Below are 15,496 nucleotides of genomic sequence, written 5' to 3'. Positions count from 1 at the left end.
ATAACTCGATATGCAGCCGAATTGCCTCAACGCCCAGCGGAATCTATGTCAAACAATCTACCCTCTATCGCCCGTTCCCCGATCGATCGTTCAAGCGTGGCGCTGGCACGTGCCTCTCTGTTCAAGTTTGTGGGCCTGTTGGCGGGTGTTTTTTTCCTTGCCAGCTATTCACTTGTTTACCTTGCACATGATTTAGACCGAACGGAGGAGGTCCAAAGTGCTTTCTACACGAAGAAGGCCATGCAATCGCTGGAAAAATCGATGCGCTCGACCGTGAAGGATTACGCATTTTGGGGCGATGCTTACAAACATCTGCATGTTGAAATGGACCCTGACTGGGCGTACGTGCGGCAAAACGTCGGCACAACGCTTTACACGGATTTTGGTTTTCGGGGCGTGTTTGTCGTCAACGACGTTAATCGCACCGTTTACGCTGTGCTCAAGGGCGAGTTGAAATCGGTTGAAGCCGAGAAGTGGCTCGAGCAATCCATTGACGCGATTCTCGTCAAGGCTCGTGAAGGCGTGGAAACAGAAACGCCGACAACCGCCTTCATTGTCGTTGGAGGCATACCCGCGTTGGTCGCCGCAGCGGCGATTACGCCGGGAACCGACCCGACAGTGGTGTCTGATGACAGGTCGCCGTCGGTGTTGATGTTCGTCGACATTCTGGACAGCGCCAAACTCGAGGCCATAGGCCGGAATTATGGGGTGGATGGCCTGCGCGTCGCCACTTCGGGTGATATGGGCACAACCTCTATCTTGCCATTGGGCGAGAATGGTATTGCCGGCAGTTTGCACTGGAGTCCGTCCAGGCCAGGTCTGCGGTTATTGGCGCTGGGATTGCCATTGATCGGTGTCGCCGCGCTATTGGTGTGCCTGATGACCTGGGTCATCTTGCGTCGCGCAACCGCTGGGGCACAGGCGCTTGACGCCAGCTACACATCGCTGCAAAGCGGTCGGGCTGCCCTCGCCACCAGCGAAGCGCGCTTTCGCGATGTCGTTGAAGCCAGCTCGGACTGGGTATGGGAAATAGACGCTGATTGGCGTTTCACCTATCTGTCCGAGCGGTTTGAGGATGTCACAGGGCTCTCCAGGGACGCCTGGATTGGTGCGGCGATGGATGATCTTCTGAGCACCGAACTAGGCTCGTTATCTCAGTGGCTCAGCATTCCGAACCGTCTCCCGGCTATCAGTGTTCAGTGCCGCTACGTCGACACTAAAGGCCAGGAGCGAATCACTCGTCTTTCGGCGCGAGAAATGACGTGTGGAGGGTTCCGGGGAACTGCAACTGACGTCACGGAGGAAGTCGAGGCTCGTCGAAGAATCGAATTCCTCTCACAGCATGACGCGCTGACCGGGTTGCCGAACAGGACTCGGCTTCAGGAGTTTCTTGACGGCAAACTCAAGGCTTTGCCAACGGTAAAACATCCTCTGGTCATGCTCAGTCTGGACCTGGATCGATTCAAACCGGTGAATGACCTGTTGGGGCATGCGGCAGGTGATCGGGTACTTAACGAAGTGTCGAGCCGCTTGGCTGACTGTGTGCGCCACGGGGACCTTGTCGCGCGGGTCGGCGGTGATGAGTTTGTACTGATCCTCACCGATGTGAGCTCCCAGGAAGAAGTCGAGGCGCTATGTCGACGCCTGATCGAGTCCATCGAGCGGCCTATAGAGATCGATGAGCAGGAAGTGTTCGTCAGCGCCAGTATCGGCATCGCAATGGCGCCCAATGACGCTCGCGAGGCCACCGAGCTGCTTCGCTATGCGGATATCGCGTTGTACGAAGCCAAGGCCGGAGGTCGCAATACATGGCGCTTTTACGCGGGCGACATGAACGAGAAGATCATTGAGCGCCGCCGTCTGGAAAGTGACCTGCGTTTCGCGATCAAACACGGAGAGCTGAGGCTGCATTTCCAGCCGCGCTATCGCATCGCTGACGGTCAGATGGTCGGTGCCGAGGCGTTGGTACGGTGGCAACATCCTGAGCGTGGTTTGATATCACCCGACACATTTATCCCCATTGCCGAAGAAAGCGGGCTGATTCTTTCCTTGAGTAACTGGGTAATCGATACCGCTTGCAGGTACGCCGCGCGGTGGCCGGATAGCCTGTTCGTCTCCGTTAACCTTTCGCCCATCGAATTCAAGCGAGGCAATTTGGTGGAGCGCCTTCAGAAAATACTGTTTGACTCCGGAATCGATCCTGCCCGGGTAGAGTTGGAAATTACCGAAAACGTCATGCTCGAAGATGCCGAAGGCGCGCTTGAGATAATGCATACGCTCAAACGCCTCGGCGTGCGCATCTCCATGGACGATTTTGGAACGGGCTATTCTTCGCTGAGCTATCTGCGCACCTTCCCGTTCGATGGCCTGAAAATAGACCGCAGCTTTTTAAACCGACTGGGTGACAGTGAGGGCGACGAGTCGATCATTCAGGCCATCGTGGGCTTGGGCTGCGCGTTATCGCTCACTGTTACTGCTGAGGGCATTGAAACAGCCGAGCATCTGAAGTTGCTCAAAGCGGTGTCGTGTGACGAAGGTCAAGGCTATTTCTTGAGCCGGCCGCTTGATACTGGCGCGTTCAATGCTTTGGTGGGCATCAGAGAAAGTACAGGTATTAAAAGCAACGTTTAATGCGCAGTACAGAAACATGCATATCGCGCTGTAGTGCCAACCCGTTGATAGCGCTCACTTATGCTCGACGAACTGCGGCGAGGTCTGGATCGCGGCGAATTGTTCCTGGAGCACCAGCCCAAGGTCAGGCTGAGCACAGAAGACGTCACCGGGGTCGGGGCCTTGGTGCGCTGGCGGCATCCGGTGCGCGGCCTGGTGAACCCGAACGAGTTCATTCCGTTTGCCGAACTCACCGGAATCATCGGCTCCCTGACTCAATACGTGCTGAACCTGGCACTGTCTCAGGTGCGGGTCTGGGCCGATGCCGGGATATGCATACCGGTTGCCGTGAACATTTCCGCACGCAACCTGCTGGATGACAAGCTGGTGGCCCAGAGAGAACAGACAGCTGCATTCGCTAGAGACCTTGCTTTTGCTTGAGTTCGGCTTCACTCCAAACGCCGCTGAGCGGGCCGCCCGGCAAACCTTCATTAGCTCGCGCCAGCGGTAGAAGTACCGGTATAAACCCGGCGTCGCGTACCAGCCAACTCCCCAGGTCCCGGGCCTGGGCGTCGTCGGCGAAGACGGGAATCGCCTTGTCTTTGCCAGACAGGCTTTTCATTGATGCGTAGCCTATGGCGTTGAATGCGCGCACCAGGTGTACCCCGGGAAAATAGGCTTGGTCCGCCAAGGCGACGCCCTGTTCCCGCGCCTTGTGCCCGACGTCTCCGTCACGGCCGCTGATCGGGTTACTGGTGCTAAACACCACCTTGCCTTCCAGCTTGCCCTTCAGCTGTTCGGCCAATACCGGCATTGCCCCGTAGGGAACACTCAGCACGATCACGTCACCCCATGCCGCGGCTTCGCTTACCGACCCCGCCCGAGCGGAGGGGCCGGCGTTGTTGACCAGGTCCGTCAGTTCCTCGGGGTGGCGTGACGAAAACATCACCGAGTGGCCAGCCTTCACCCATAGCGTGCCGAGCGTACCGCCGAAGTTACCGGCACCGATCACGCTGATCTTAAGGACGTCCGCCATAGCCTGGCTGGCGCAGAGGACCAGGCCGGTGAACGTAAGGAAGAGGATTCTGGACATGCGCTGCGCTCCAGGGTCGGAAAACAGTCTTGTAACCGCAGGCCCCGTAACGTGCAAACAGCGCCGATGACTGTCGTCCGCGAGAGGCAGGTATTGGCCCAAACGATGAATCCAGACGGTCTTCGAATCTATGCAAACCCGAGGAACGACAGGATAACCACGACAATGACAACTACGCCGACGATGTAGATGATGTTGTTCATGAAGTCCACCTCTCAACCTGAAAAGGATAGCGATTCGAGGGTGTTGCAAATAGAAGGTAGTGCACCTTTGCCTTCAATTCCATTCGACAACACCCATCGCTCCGTTACTCAATCGCAATTTGCCCTGGCGCACGGAGCCGCTCCTATTCAGGGAAGTTTGATGGGCTATCGGTTAAATCGCTCGACCAATGAATACTGCGTTTTAGCTGTCTGGGTTAACTCCTTGCTGAGCTCTGCCGAATGCCTGGCTTGTTCAGACGTTTGATCTGCCAGATTCGCGATGGTCGTGATGTTGCGGCTGATTTCCTCTGCAACGGCGGTTTGTTCTTCGGTCGCCGCGGCAATCTGGGTGCTCATATCTGTAATGTGCGCTACGGCTTCACTGATACCGATCAACGCCTTGTCTGCCTCAAGCACCCACGCCACGCCTTCTTCGGCCTGTCGATGTCCGCTTTCCATTGTCTTCACGGCATTGTTGGAGGAGACCTGCAGCTTGGAAATCAGACTATGGATCTGGGTGGTGGAGTGAGTCGTGCGTAGTGCCAACTGACGCACTTCATCCGCGACCACAGCGAAGCCTTGACCCATGTCTCCCGCGCGCGCGGCTTCGATGGCGGCATTCAGAGCCAGCAAGTTGGTCTGATCGGCAATGCCCTTGATGACGTCGACAACTGTCCCTATTTCATTGCTGTCTTTGGCTAACTGCGCGACCGTCAGTCCTGTCTCACCCACTACGACGGAGAGGCGCTGGATGGCTTCTCGGGTATCTCGGGCCACATCGCGTCCACGTTCCGTCAGCACATTGGCTTCTTGCGTGGCGTCGGCGGTACGTTGGACGTGGCTTGCCACCTCTTGTGTGGTCGCCGCCATCTGATTGACCGCTGCCGACACCTGCTCGGTCTCGACTCGTTGGCGTTCAAGTCCGCGAGAACTATCGGCGGCGAGGCCGTCCGATCTCCCGGCCAGGCTGGTAAGTTGCTCTGCGGTGTCTTGTAACCGCGTAAGGCAAGTTTTGAGGCGCGATGCCTGGCTCACAAAAGCGGTTTCAAGGCGTGCCTGGGGACCACGTTCATCGCTGTACATTTTGGCGAGAAGTGAGTCTGAGGTCGAAGATTCAGCCATTTCCAGCAGATGCAGCGCGCCCTGATTTTGTCGGCGCGAAACAATCAAACCGATCGGAACCGATATCCCTGCAGCCAGGATGATTGCCTCAGGAGCGCTGAGCCAGACACCGCCTGCAGTGCCCACTAAACCCATTGCCAGAACCGGCAGCCAACTCAACAGGGCGGGTTGCCATTTATCGCTGCCGGGGACGGCTGACTTTCCGAGGCTTATGCGCTTGTAGAGGACTTCGGCGCGGCGGATCTGTTCGGCCGTAGGCTTGACTCTGACCGATTCGTAACCAACGACCTGGTTACCTTCGAAAATAGCCGTGACGTAGGCATTGACCCAGTAGTGGTCGCCATTTTTTGCGCGGTTCTTGACGATACCCATCCAGGGCTTGCCTTGTTTAAGCGCGGCCCACATGTGTGCAAATATGGCGGAGGGTACATCGGGGTGCCGAACGATATTTTGAGGCGCGCCTATCAGGTCCGACTTGTTGAAACCGCTGATCTCTACGAAGGCGTCATTGCAGTATGTAATGACGCCACGTGCGTCCGTTGTCGAGATGAGTTTTTGTTGAGGTCTAAGGGCAACCTCTCGCTGTGTAACCGGTTGGTTGTTTCTCATCTGTATTACTCCTATGCCCTAAGCTAGAAACGTCGGCAGCAATGAGTGAAAGATTAACGAGTATCTCTGAATGGACATGTTGCACGTCGGAAAACGGGTTTCTGACGCCGCAACAGACGAACTTGCTGCCTCAAGTACCCCCACGACAGGAGAGCGAAACGTGGACCTGGCCAAGCAATACCGCGCTTATATTGCCTGCCTCAATGCACGTCGTTGGCATGACTTGGGCAACTTCGTCGATAACAGCGTGCAATACAATGGAGAGCTGGTGGGCCTGGCAGGCTATCAGGCGATGTTGGAGAACGACGTAAGGATCATTCCAGACCTGCGCTTCAAGATTGACATGCTGGTTGTCGAGGCGCCGCAAGTCGCGAGCCGTCTGTTGTTTGATTGCTCACCACAAGGGCGATTCCTGGGGCTGGATACACACGGCCAACGGCTAACATTCTCCGAGAATGTGTTTTACACCTTCTACGAAGAGAAAATTGCCTGCGTGTGGTCAGTCATTGATAAGGCTGCGGTTGAACGCGCACTCCTGTGTGAAGGAGCGGCAGCCGCCAGCAACGGCGGTACATGAGAACACTCAGTAGATGTTGCTGGAGCGTCGCTCGACGAAGCAGTGACAAATGCACTTGTATCGGGGCGGACATCGTCTGACCAAGTTGAGCAATCCCCGCGCGCTCAATGGGTAGAAATGACCAAACCGCCACCTCTGTGAGTCAGTTCCGTATAGTCCAGAGCATTGTCTGAACCGTGATATGCGGATGACTTGCCAAGGGTTCCCATTCATCTATGAAAGAGAAACCCTGGTTTAAATAGAAGTTCGAGGCTCTTGCATTGTCGGGGGATACGTCCAGAAAAACGCGATCATGTCCTCTGGCTGTCGCGCGGGCTTTCACCGCCTCTACCAGTCGGGTCGCCACGCCAGAGCCACGTGCTTCTGGTTCAACCCACATTCCGATCAGGTTGTAGCGATTCGCTTGACTGACCCCGCCACCAATCATTCCCACCGGCTTATCTTCCTTGATGGCCAACCAGAATTCCGGTCCGGTCGCTGACGAGGCTCGTTCTTTCCACTGCTCGTCACTGTAATTGGCTACCGTTTGGTAACTCACACCAAACGCTGTCGGCGTGTCCAAAAGCGCAGCGAGTCGGATCTTCTTCAAAAGCATCCAGTCCTTGGCTTCCATCAATCGAATTTCCATGACCTTCCTGAAAGATAGAGAAACCTCATCCTCCCATAAGAATGTCGAGGGAGAAAATATCTGGTCGTTGCGCAATGGACGCTGTGGCTGATTCCTGCTGAATCCGACTCATGGCGGTCGTTTAGCTGCTATTTTCAAAACGACCGACGGGGTTCGTCGTAAACATTGCGAATGCTTGATTCTAGAGGAGACGCAGCATGGAACGGTTCACGGGTGGTTGTCTGTGCGGCAACGTCCGGATTGAGGCCTCGGGGCTCCCATACCGGGTCGGCCTTTGTCACTGCCTGGACTGCCGCAAGCATCATGGGGCGCTGTTTCACGCCTCCGCGATATTCCCTCAGGATGCGGTGACGATCATTGGCGAAACGCGTGACTACGCCGGGCGGTTTTTCTGTCCCCGTTGCGGCTCGTCCGTTTTCGCCCGCACCGCCGACGAAATCGAAGTGAACCTGGGCTCCCTGGATGCCCCTGATCAACTGATGCCAACCTACGAAAGCTGGATCGTGCGTCGCGAGTCCTGGTTGCCGCCGTTTCCGCTCACAAGACGATACGAGCGCGATCGGGACCCCATGGATCGCTTTGAAGAGTAGGCGGCATGAACGGTGCGAAGGCGTTGTTACGAGGTAAACTGGCCGCCCTCCTTACTACCTCAAGCAAGAGATCCTCATGGCAAACCACGACCTCACCTTCATCCCCGATCCGGACTCGGAATCCATTTCCAGCGACGTCGCCGGTTTCGGCGGCCTGCTGGTCTCTACCCAGGTCCCGACCCACGCCGACGGCAGCCTGGAGCTGGGCGACATCACCCTGCAAAGCGAATGCACCTTGCAGGCGTTGAAGGTCGCGCTGGAACGCGCCGGCAGTTCCATGGACCGGGTTCTGCATCTGACCATCTACCTCACCGACATGGCTGACCGCGCTGCTTTCAACGAGGTCTACCAGCGCTTTTTTGCCAAACCATGGCCGGTTCGCGCCGCCGTTGGCGTGGCCGCCCTGGCGGTCGAAGGCATGCGCGTGGAAGTCACCGCGATGGCGGCCAAGGGCTGAGTTCGCAGTTTTTTCCGGCGGCCTTGCTCAGCGAGCGGCCGCTACCAGACTGCACAAATCGCCCCGCGAAGACATTCATCCTTAGCACTAAACCAGGTACCGCCGAAACCACCCCAGCGTCCGATCCCACGCCAGTTTGGCCGCGGCCTCGTCGTATCGAGGCGTGGAGTCGTTATGGAAACCATGGTTGGCGCCAGGATAGATGTAGGCTTCATACGTCTTGCCCGCTGCTTTCAGCGCCTTCTCATAGGCCGGCCAACCTTCATTAATGCGCGCATCCAGTTCGCCGTAGTGAAGCATCACCGGCGCCTTGATTCGGGCGACGTCTTTAGTCTCGGGTTGTCGCCCATAAAAGGACACGGCAGCACCCAACTCCGGATAGGCGACGGCTGCGGCATTGGTGACGCCGCCGCCGTAGCAGAAGCCGGTGATGCCGACTTTCCCCGTGGTTGCGTCATGCTTCATCAACCACTCGATGGCAGCGAAAAAGTCATTCATGAGCTTTTCAGGATCGACCGTCATCTGAAGCTCTCGACCTTTGTCATCGTTGCCGGGATAGCCGCCAACCGAGGTCAGGCCGTCAGGGGCGAGAGCAATGAAGCCTGCCTTGGCCAAGCGCCGGGCGACATCCTCGATGTAAGGGTTGAGCCCGCGGTTTTCATGCACGACGACCACGGCAGCCGTCTTGCCGGTGGCTTTCGCCGGGCGCACCAGGTAACCACGAACCTGCCCGTTGCCCTTGGGTGAGGGATAGGTGATGTACTCGGCGATGATGTCCGGATCGGTAAATTCAATTTGCTCGGCCAGCGCATAGTTCGGACTCAGTGCGGCGAGCAGGGCGCTCGCCGTCAAACCACCCAGTGTAAACAGCGCCGCACGGTCGAGAAACTCGCGCCGATTGATCTTGCCGTGGGCGTAGTAGTCGTACAGTTCGAGCAGTTGCGGGGAAAAGTCTTTCGCAGTGAGACGGGTCATCTGTGCGCTTCCTCTTGGGCGGGTCGTTGCTCTGCCGGTGCGACAGCGTGAGCGATAACCATCGAGAGTAGCTGCTCACAAAAAAAGAGGCCTGAGCCTCTTCATTTGTTTCCTTCTATTTACGCCCTCGACTGCTTGTACGCGAGGCGGAATTTATGCAACAGCGGCTCGGTATAACCGTTGGGTTGTGCGCACCCTTCGAATACCAGTGCGCACGCCGCTTGAAAGGCAACTGACTGTTCGAAGTCCGGTGCCATGGGCTTGTAGAGAGTGTCGCCAGCATTTTGCTCATCGACGACTCGCGCCATGCGCTGCAATATTTCGATTGCCTGTTCCTTGGTAATCACGCCATGCCGCAGCCAGTTGGCCATGTGCTGGCTGGAGATGCGCAAGGTCGCACGATCTTCCATCAAGCCCACGTTATGGATATCGGGAACCTTCGAGCAGCCGATCCCTTGTTCGACCCACCGCACCACATAGCCCAGCAAGCCCTGGGCATTGTTTTCGACTTCCTGACGAATTTCATCCGCCGACCACGCCCTGTCAATCACGACGGGCACGCGGAGCAATCCATCCAGCAGTGTCTGGCTGACGTCACTGAAGTGGGTGCTTTCAAGGGATTCTTGCACGGACCGCACATTAACCTGGTGGTAATGCAGTGCGTGCAAGGTGGCGGCGGTAGGCGAGGGCACCCACGCGGTATTCGCACCTGCTTTGGGGTGGGCGACTTTCTGTTTCAGCATGTCGGCCATTCGGTCCGGCATGGCCCACATGCCTTTACCGATCTGGGCACGGCCGCGTAAGTTGCAGTCAAGGCCGACGAGTACGTTATTGAGCTCATAGGCCTCGATCCACGGCGTGCTTTTCATGTCGCCCTTGCGCAGCATCGGCCCTGCTTCCATGGCCGTGTGCATCTCGTCGCCGGTGCGATCGAGGAAGCCTGTGTTGATGAACGCTACCCGTGAGGATGCCGCCGCGATGCAGGCTTTGAGGTTGATGCTGGTGCGCCGCTCCTCGTCCATGATGCCCATTTTCAGGGTATGACGTTCGAGTTGCAGCAGGTCTTCGATGCGGCTGAACAACTGCTCGGCGAACGCTACTTCGGTAGGGCCGTGCATTTTCGGTTTGACGATATAGACACTGCCGGTCCGGGAGTTACCGCGGCGTTGCAGGTCATGGAGGGCAATCAGGCCGGTGATGACGCCATCAAGAATGCCTTCCGGGATTTCCAGTCCGCCACTGTCGAGAATGGCGGGGCTGGTCATCAGATGCCCGACGTTGCGGATGAACAGCAACGAACGCCCGTGTAGCGTCAGTGAGGTGCCATCGGCAACCGTGTACTCGCGGTCCGGGTTCAGGCGTCGAGTGATGGTTTTGCCGTTTTTCTCCAGGTCTTCCTTGAGGTCGCCCTTCATCAAGCCCAGCCAGTTGCGATACACCTGCACCTTGTCATCGGCGTCGACCGCCGCCACCGAGTCTTCGCAATCAATGATGGTCGAGAGGGCGGCTTCAATCAGCAAGTCCTTGACGCCGGCAGCGTCGGCCTGACCGATGACGCTCTGTCGATCGATCTGGATCTCTACATGCAGATCGTTGTTCTTCAGCAAAATCGCCGTGGGGTCCGTTAGCGAACCTTGATAGCCGATGTACTGCGCGGCGTTCGATAAAGCGGTTTGGCTGCCGTCATTCAAGGTGACTTGCAGGGTTGCGCCTTCGATCTGGTAACGGGACGCTGCAACATGCGAGCCGTTGCCCAAAGGGAATGCCTGATCCAGAAACGCCCGCGCAAACGCGATGACTTTCGCCCCGCGTACGGGGTTGTAAGTCCATCCCGGCTCGGCGCCGCCGTCATCGGCGATCACGTCGGTGCCGTAGAGTGCGTCATATAGCGAACCCCAGCGAGCATTGGCGGCGTTGAGCGCGTAACGAGCGTTGACTGCCGGAACGACCAGTTGCGGTCCGGCCTGCAGGCTGATCTCTGTATCGACGTTGCGGGTGCTGACCTTGACGTTCACGGGTTGCGGTTGCAGGTAACCGATGCCGCTGAGGAAGTCGCGATAAGCCGGCATGTCGGTGACCGGCCCAGGATAGGCACGGTGCCAGGTATCCAGTTTGGTTTGCAGGCGATCACGTTCAGCCAGCAGCGCGCGGTTGATAGGCGCCAATTCATGCACCAGTCTGGCGAAACCACTCCAGAACGTTTGTGCGTCCAGACCGGTTCCCGGCAACACGTCTGTCTCAACGAAACGGTGCAGGACAGGCGCGACCTTGAGGCCATGGCAGTTCACGAAATCGGTCACTTTTTGCATCTCCATCAAACGGTGTTTTTCGAGCGCTGACAGCGTCAGGTTCAGTTCAGGCATTGCGCGCCGGCTTTGGCCACTTGTGCGTCCTGCTCGGCTTTGACCCCGGACACGCCGACCGCACCGATCACCTGGCCGTCGACGATGATTGGCACACCCCCTTCAAGGGAGGTCAGTAATGGCGCCGACAAAAACGCGTGACGCCCACCATTGACCATCTCTTCATAGCCTTTGGATTCACGTCGACCGAGGGCGGAAGTGCGGGCCTTTTCGGTGGCGATGTAGGCGCCAATCGGCGCGCACCCGTCGAGGCGTTCAAGGGCCAATGGGTGGCCGCCGTCATCGACGATCACGATGGTCACCGCCCATTGGTTGTTCTGCGCTTCGGTCCGTGCGGCTGCGAGAATTTGGCTGACTTCGGTCTGGCTCAGTACGGCTTTGCTTTTCATGTGGATTCTCCAGGGTTCGGTTAAGGCAACGCGGCTTCGACCAGTTCGATCCAGTGCCTGACAGGGGTTCGGCCCGCGCCGTCGAGGTGGGACTGACAGCCGATATTGGCCGTGACAATGACTTCGGGATGTCCGCTTTCCAGCGCATTGAGTTTGTTGTCGCGCAGTTGTCGCGACAGTTCGGGTTGGGTCAGCGAATAAGTGCCCGCCGAGCCGCAGCACAGGTGGCTGTCAGGAACCGGCGTCAGGTTGTAACCCAGGCGGGTCAGCACCGACTCAACGGCCCCGCCGAGTTTTTGTGCGTGCTGCAAGGTGCAGGGGCAATGGAACGCCAGGCGCTGGTTACCGTGTACGCCGAGCTTGTCCAGCGGCTCGTCGCGCAGCACTTCAACCAGATCCCTGGCAAGCGCGCTGACCCTTTGCGCCTTGGCGGCATACGCCGGATCGGCGCTGAGCAGGTGGCCATAATCTTTGATGAAGGCACCGCAGCCGCTGGCGGTTTGCACAATGGCCTCGGCACCTTTTTCAATGCTCGGCCACCATGCATCGATGTTGCGGCGGGCGCGATCAAGGCCGGCCGCCTGAGCGTCCAGGTGATAGTCCACGGCGCCGCAGCACCCTGCCTCGCGGGTCGGAGTGATGCTGATCCCCAGTCGATCCAGTACACGCGCGGCGGCCGCATTGGTATTGGGCGACAGGCTCGGTTGCACGCAACCTTCGAGCATGAGCACTTGCCGGGAATGACGGGCGGTCGGTCGCGGTTTTGCCGGATACACGTTGCGCGGCAGTTTGACGCGCAGCATGTCGGGCATTAAGGCGCGGAAAACCTGGCCACTGCTGACCAGCCCTTTGAACAACTGCGGATTGGGCACGACGCTGCGCAATCCTTCGCGCAACAGGCGCTGGCCGAGTGGCCGTGGCACCGCCGCATCGACCACCGCCCGGCCGATGTCCAGCAAGTTGTGGTAGTCGACGCCGGACGGGCAGGTGGTTTCGCAATTGCGGCACGACAGGCAACGATCCAGATGCTGCTGGGTTTTCTGAGTGACCTCATTACCCTCCAGCACCTGCTTGATCAGATAGATGCGGCCCCTCGGTCCATCCAGTTCATCACCGAGCAATTGATAGGTCGGGCAAGTGGCGTTGCAGAAACCGCAGTGCACGCACGTACGCAGGATGCTTTCGGCTTCTTCGGCGCGGGGCAGCTGGCGTGCTTGTTCGCTCAAGGTGGTCTGCATGGGTCAAAGCTCCGCGTACAGGCGACCGGGGTTGAAGATGCCCCGGGGGTCAAGTTGTTGCTTCAGGTTCCGGTGGTAACGCATCAGTGCGTCGGGTAACGGTTGGAAAGGGCTGTCGATCAGTCCGTGGCTGTAGCAGGTCACGTGTCCGCCGACCTCTTCCACGACTTTACGAATAAACGCTTCTTCGGCATTGGATTTGAGCCAGCGCTGGGCGCCGCCCCAATCGATCAGTTGGCGGCCGGGCAAGGACAGTTTTGCGGTGTTGTTGGGCAAGGACAGGCGCCAAAGCGGCTGATCTTCATCGAAGAAACTCAAGCGCTGCTCGTTGAGATCTGCCCAGTACGAAGCGTCCAGCAGCTCGCCACCCAAACGGTCATGAGCCGCAGCCACCGAGCCTTCGCCACCTTCAAATCTGAGGTGCAATTGCCGGCCATCGTGGCACGCGGCACTGATTGGCAACGGTTGCTGACCCCATTCTGCGAGGCGCAACAAAGCGCGATCGCTGTCGATGTCCAGGCTGATGCTTGAGGTTTGACGCGGCTTGGGCAGGACCTTGAGCGAGACTTCGGTAATCACACCAAGCGAACCGTAGCTGCCGGCCATCAGTCGCGACAGATCGTAGCCGGCGACGTTTTTCATGACCTCGCCGCCGAAGCGCAAATGCTTGCCGTGTCCAGTGATGACGCGCGTCCCGAGGACGAAATCGCGCACGGAGCCTGACCACGGGCGTCGCGGCCCCGAGAGTCCGCTGGCGATCATGCCGCCTACCGTGGCGTTTTCACCGAAGGAGGGCGGTTCACAAGGGAGCATCTGCTGGGCCGCGTCCAGCACTTCGGATAATTCTGCCAGTGGCGTGCCGCAGCGGACGGTGATCACCAGTTCCGTCGGGTCGTAGCTGACGATGCCCCGATGGGAACGCGTGTCGAGCACTTCACCCGCCACGATGCGCCCCAGGAACGCCTTGCTGTTGGAGCCCTGGATGCGCAACGGCGTGGCGTTTTGCAGGGCCTGGTTGACCTGCTCCAGCAGCGGGCCGCTATCATCCATACCGTGTTCGCTGCGCATCAGAAACGCTCCAGTTCAGGGAAGGGCATCTGACCCATATGGACGTGCATGGCGCCAAACTCGGCGCAGCGGTGCAGGGTGGGAATGTTCTTGCCGGGGTTGAGTAAACCGCTGGGGTCAAACGCGGCCTTAACGGCATGGAACACGGTCAGTTCATCGCTATTGAACTGCGCGCACATCTGATTGATTTTCTCGCGGCCCACGCCGTGTTCACCGGTAATGCTGCCGCCGACTTTCACGCATAATTCGAGGATCTTGCCGCCCAGCGCTTCGGCGCGATCGAGTTCACCGGGTTGATTGGCATCGAACAGAATCAACGGGTGCATATTGCCGTCGCCGGCATGGAAAACGTTGGCCACCCGCAGGTCGTACTCGGCCGACAACGCGGCGATCGCGTGCAATACGCCGGGCAGTTCGCGGCGCGGGATCGTGCCGTCCATGCAGTAGTAATCCGGTGAGAGGCGGCCCACCGCCGGGAAGGCATTCTTGCGCCCGGCCCAGAAGCGCACGCGCTCAGCCTCATCACGGGCCAGGCGCACTTCGGTGGCGCCAGCGTGTTCCAGCACCTGGCGCACGCGGTCGCAGTCATCAGAGACGTCGGCTTCAACGCCATCGAGTTCGCACAGCAGAATGGCTTCGGCGTCCACCGGATACCCCGCGTGGATGAAGTCTTCGGCGGCACGAATGGCCAGGTTGTCCATCATTTCCAGACCGCCAGGGATGATGCCGGCGGCAATAATGTCACCCACGGCACGACCCGCTTTTTCCACGGAATCGAACGCTGCCAGCAGCACCTTGGCGGTCTGCGGTTTGGGCAGCAGTTTGACCGTGACTTCGGTGATCACCCCGAGCATGCCTTCGGAACCGGTGAACAACGCCAGCAGATCGAAGCCGGGCGAATCGAGCGCTTCGGAGCCCAGGGTCAGGTGTTCGCCGTCGACGGTCAGGATGTCGACCTTGAGCAGGTTGTGCACGGTCAGACCGTATTTGAGGCAATGCACGCCACCGGCGTTTTCCGCCACATTGCCGCCGATGGAGCAGGCGATCTGGGAGGAGGGGTCCGGCGCGTAGTACAAGTCAAACGGTGCTGCCGCCTGGGAGATAGCAAGATTGCGCACGCCTGGCTGGACTCTTGCTGTGCGGGCGGCGGGGTCAATCTGCAGAATGTTGTTGAAGCGCGCCATCACCAGCAGCACCCCTTTTTCCAGTGGCAACGCACCGCCAGACAAACCAGTGCCCGCACCGCGTGCGACGACAGGCACCTGCCGTTCGTGGCAGACCCGAAGCACGGCCTGGACCTGATCGATGTGGCGCGGCAGCACCACTAACATCGGCGTGGTGCGGTAAGCGGAGAGTCCGTCGCATTCGTACGGTTTGAGTTGTTCTTTCTGATGCAGGATTTCCAGGTCGGGCAACTGCGTTTGCAGGGCCTGCAACAGCGCGTTCTTGTCGACGTCAGGCAGGACGCCGTCAACGCGTTCGTCGTAGAGAATGTTCATCGGTGCACGACACTCGCTTGTTTTTATAAGAGGTCTGTTATCCGGATACTGCTCACTTGCATCATTGGCCTGAGG

14 protein-coding genes are annotated in these 15,496 nt (G+C 58.5%); 5 read left to right on the top strand and 9 right to left on the bottom strand.

Annotation, left to right across the window (positions count from 1 at the left end; all coding sequences use genetic code 11):
• Positions 1-45: 45 nt before the first annotated feature.
• Both FQ185_RS01930 and FQ185_RS01925 read left to right on the top strand, forming a co-directional pair.
• Entirely contained in the window at positions 46-2,631 is a 2,586-nt protein-coding gene (locus tag FQ185_RS01930) for an EAL domain-containing protein (RefSeq protein ID WP_149415978.1), read from the top strand.
• A gap of 60 nt (positions 2,632-2,691) precedes the next feature.
• Positions 2,692-3,051 carry an EAL domain-containing protein gene (locus FQ185_RS01925; RefSeq protein ID WP_149415977.1) on the top strand — a complete coding sequence of 120 codons (360 nt, stop codon included), beginning with the start codon at positions 2,692-2,694 and terminating at the stop codon, positions 3,049-3,051.
• On the opposite strand, the gene FQ185_RS01920 is transcribed toward FQ185_RS01925, so the two are convergent.
• Both FQ185_RS01920 and FQ185_RS01915 read right to left on the bottom strand, forming a co-directional pair.
• Entirely contained in the window at positions 3,029-3,703 is a 675-nt protein-coding gene (locus FQ185_RS01920) for an NADPH-dependent F420 reductase (protein WP_149415976.1), read from the bottom strand. The genes FQ185_RS01925 and FQ185_RS01920 overlap by 23 nt on opposite strands.
• A 368-nt stretch (positions 3,704-4,071) precedes the next feature.
• Positions 4,072-5,637: a methyl-accepting chemotaxis protein gene (locus FQ185_RS01915; RefSeq protein WP_149415975.1), complete on the bottom strand. Its 1,566-nt coding sequence runs from the start codon at positions 5,635-5,637 to the stop codon at positions 4,072-4,074.
• A 160-nt stretch (positions 5,638-5,797) separates the two neighbouring features.
• Here FQ185_RS01915 and FQ185_RS01910 point away from each other — a divergent pair, with 160 nt between their 5' ends.
• Entirely contained in the window at positions 5,798-6,214 is a 417-nt protein-coding gene (locus tag FQ185_RS01910) for an ester cyclase (protein ID WP_149415974.1), read from the top strand.
• A 142-nt stretch (positions 6,215-6,356) separates the two neighbouring features.
• Here FQ185_RS01910 and FQ185_RS01905 read toward each other — a convergent pair whose 3' ends face one another.
• On the bottom strand, positions 6,357-6,842 hold the full coding sequence (locus FQ185_RS01905; protein WP_178113481.1) for a GNAT family N-acetyltransferase: 486 nt from the start codon (positions 6,840-6,842) through the stop codon (positions 6,357-6,359).
• Positions 6,843-7,039: 197 nt separating this feature from the next.
• Between FQ185_RS01905 and FQ185_RS01900 the strand changes: the two genes are divergently transcribed.
• Complete coding sequence (locus tag FQ185_RS01900; RefSeq protein WP_149415973.1) at positions 7,040-7,432, top strand: GFA family protein; 393 nt, start codon at positions 7,040-7,042, stop codon at positions 7,430-7,432.
• A gap of 76 nt (positions 7,433-7,508) precedes the next feature.
• The gene (locus FQ185_RS01895) at positions 7,509-7,889 is read left to right on the top strand and encodes a RidA family protein (RefSeq protein ID WP_149415972.1); all 381 of its coding nucleotides are present in this window, start codon (positions 7,509-7,511) and stop codon (positions 7,887-7,889) included.
• An 87-nt stretch (positions 7,890-7,976) separates the two neighbouring features.
• Here the strand turns inward: FQ185_RS01895 and yghX are convergent, their stop codons facing one another.
• From yghX to glcD, 6 genes are all read right to left on the bottom strand, one after another.
• Positions 7,977-8,864 (bottom strand): YghX family hydrolase, encoded by an 888-nt coding sequence (yghX, locus tag FQ185_RS01890; RefSeq protein ID WP_149415971.1) that lies wholly within the window; start codon positions 8,862-8,864, stop codon positions 7,977-7,979.
• 119 nt (positions 8,865-8,983) lie between these two features.
• On the bottom strand, positions 8,984-11,164 hold the full coding sequence (locus FQ185_RS01885) for a malate synthase G (RefSeq protein WP_149416146.1): 2,181 nt from the start codon (positions 11,162-11,164) through the stop codon (positions 8,984-8,986).
• Between the two features lie 50 nt (positions 11,165-11,214).
• Positions 11,215-11,616 (bottom strand): heme-binding protein, encoded by a 402-nt coding sequence (locus FQ185_RS01880; RefSeq protein ID WP_008157093.1) that lies wholly within the window; start codon positions 11,614-11,616, stop codon positions 11,215-11,217.
• Between the two features lie 20 nt (positions 11,617-11,636).
• Entirely contained in the window at positions 11,637-12,854 is a 1,218-nt protein-coding gene (gene glcF / locus FQ185_RS01875) for a glycolate oxidase subunit GlcF (RefSeq protein WP_149415970.1), read from the bottom strand.
• Positions 12,855-12,857: 3 nt separating this feature from the next.
• Positions 12,858-13,922, bottom strand: coding sequence for a glycolate oxidase subunit GlcE (glcE, locus tag FQ185_RS01870; protein WP_149415969.1), 1,065 nt, complete (start codon positions 13,920-13,922; stop codon positions 12,858-12,860).
• Positions 13,922-15,421: a glycolate oxidase subunit GlcD gene (glcD, locus tag FQ185_RS01865; RefSeq protein ID WP_149415968.1), complete on the bottom strand. Its 1,500-nt coding sequence runs from the start codon at positions 15,419-15,421 to the stop codon at positions 13,922-13,924. Before glcD ends, glcE begins: the two co-directional genes overlap by 1 nt.
• Positions 15,422-15,496: the final 75 nt, after the last annotated feature.

This window comes from Pseudomonas sp. ANT_H12B (assembly GCF_008369325.1).
GTDB lineage: Bacteria > Pseudomonadota > Gammaproteobacteria > Pseudomonadales > Pseudomonadaceae > Aquipseudomonas.
Note: the sequence above shows the minus strand (reverse complement) of the source record. Positions and strands in the feature narration are given on the sequence as shown.

Excerpts from the sequence above, each read along its gene's own strand:
- FQ185_RS01930 (WP_149415978.1), top strand. The coding sequence starts at position 46 with ATGTCAAACAATCTACCCTCTATCGCCCGTTCCCCGATCGATCGTTCA.
- glcF (WP_149415970.1), bottom strand. The coding sequence starts at position 12,854 with ATGCAGACCACCTTGAGCGAACAAGCACGCCAGCTGCCCCGCGCCGAA.
- FQ185_RS01895 (WP_149415972.1), top strand. The coding sequence starts at position 7,509 with ATGGCAAACCACGACCTCACCTTCATCCCCGATCCGGACTCGGAATCC.
- FQ185_RS01920 (WP_149415976.1), bottom strand. The coding sequence starts at position 3,703 with ATGTCCAGAATCCTCTTCCTTACGTTCACCGGCCTGGTCCTCTGCGCC.
- glcD (WP_149415968.1), bottom strand. The coding sequence starts at position 15,421 with ATGAACATTCTCTACGACGAACGCGTTGACGGCGTCCTGCCTGACGTC.
- glcE (WP_149415969.1), bottom strand. The coding sequence starts at position 13,922 with ATGCGCAGCGAACACGGTATGGATGATAGCGGCCCGCTGCTGGAGCAG.
- FQ185_RS01880 (WP_008157093.1), bottom strand. The coding sequence starts at position 11,616 with ATGAAAAGCAAAGCCGTACTGAGCCAGACCGAAGTCAGCCAAATTCTC.
- FQ185_RS01905 (WP_178113481.1), bottom strand. The coding sequence starts at position 6,842 with ATGGAAATTCGATTGATGGAAGCCAAGGACTGGATGCTTTTGAAGAAG.
- yghX (WP_149415971.1), bottom strand. The coding sequence starts at position 8,864 with ATGACCCGTCTCACTGCGAAAGACTTTTCCCCGCAACTGCTCGAACTG.
- FQ185_RS01915 (WP_149415975.1), bottom strand. The coding sequence starts at position 5,637 with ATGAGAAACAACCAACCGGTTACACAGCGAGAGGTTGCCCTTAGACCT.
- FQ185_RS01925 (WP_149415977.1), top strand. The coding sequence starts at position 2,692 with ATGCTCGACGAACTGCGGCGAGGTCTGGATCGCGGCGAATTGTTCCTG.
- FQ185_RS01900 (WP_149415973.1), top strand. The coding sequence starts at position 7,040 with ATGGAACGGTTCACGGGTGGTTGTCTGTGCGGCAACGTCCGGATTGAG.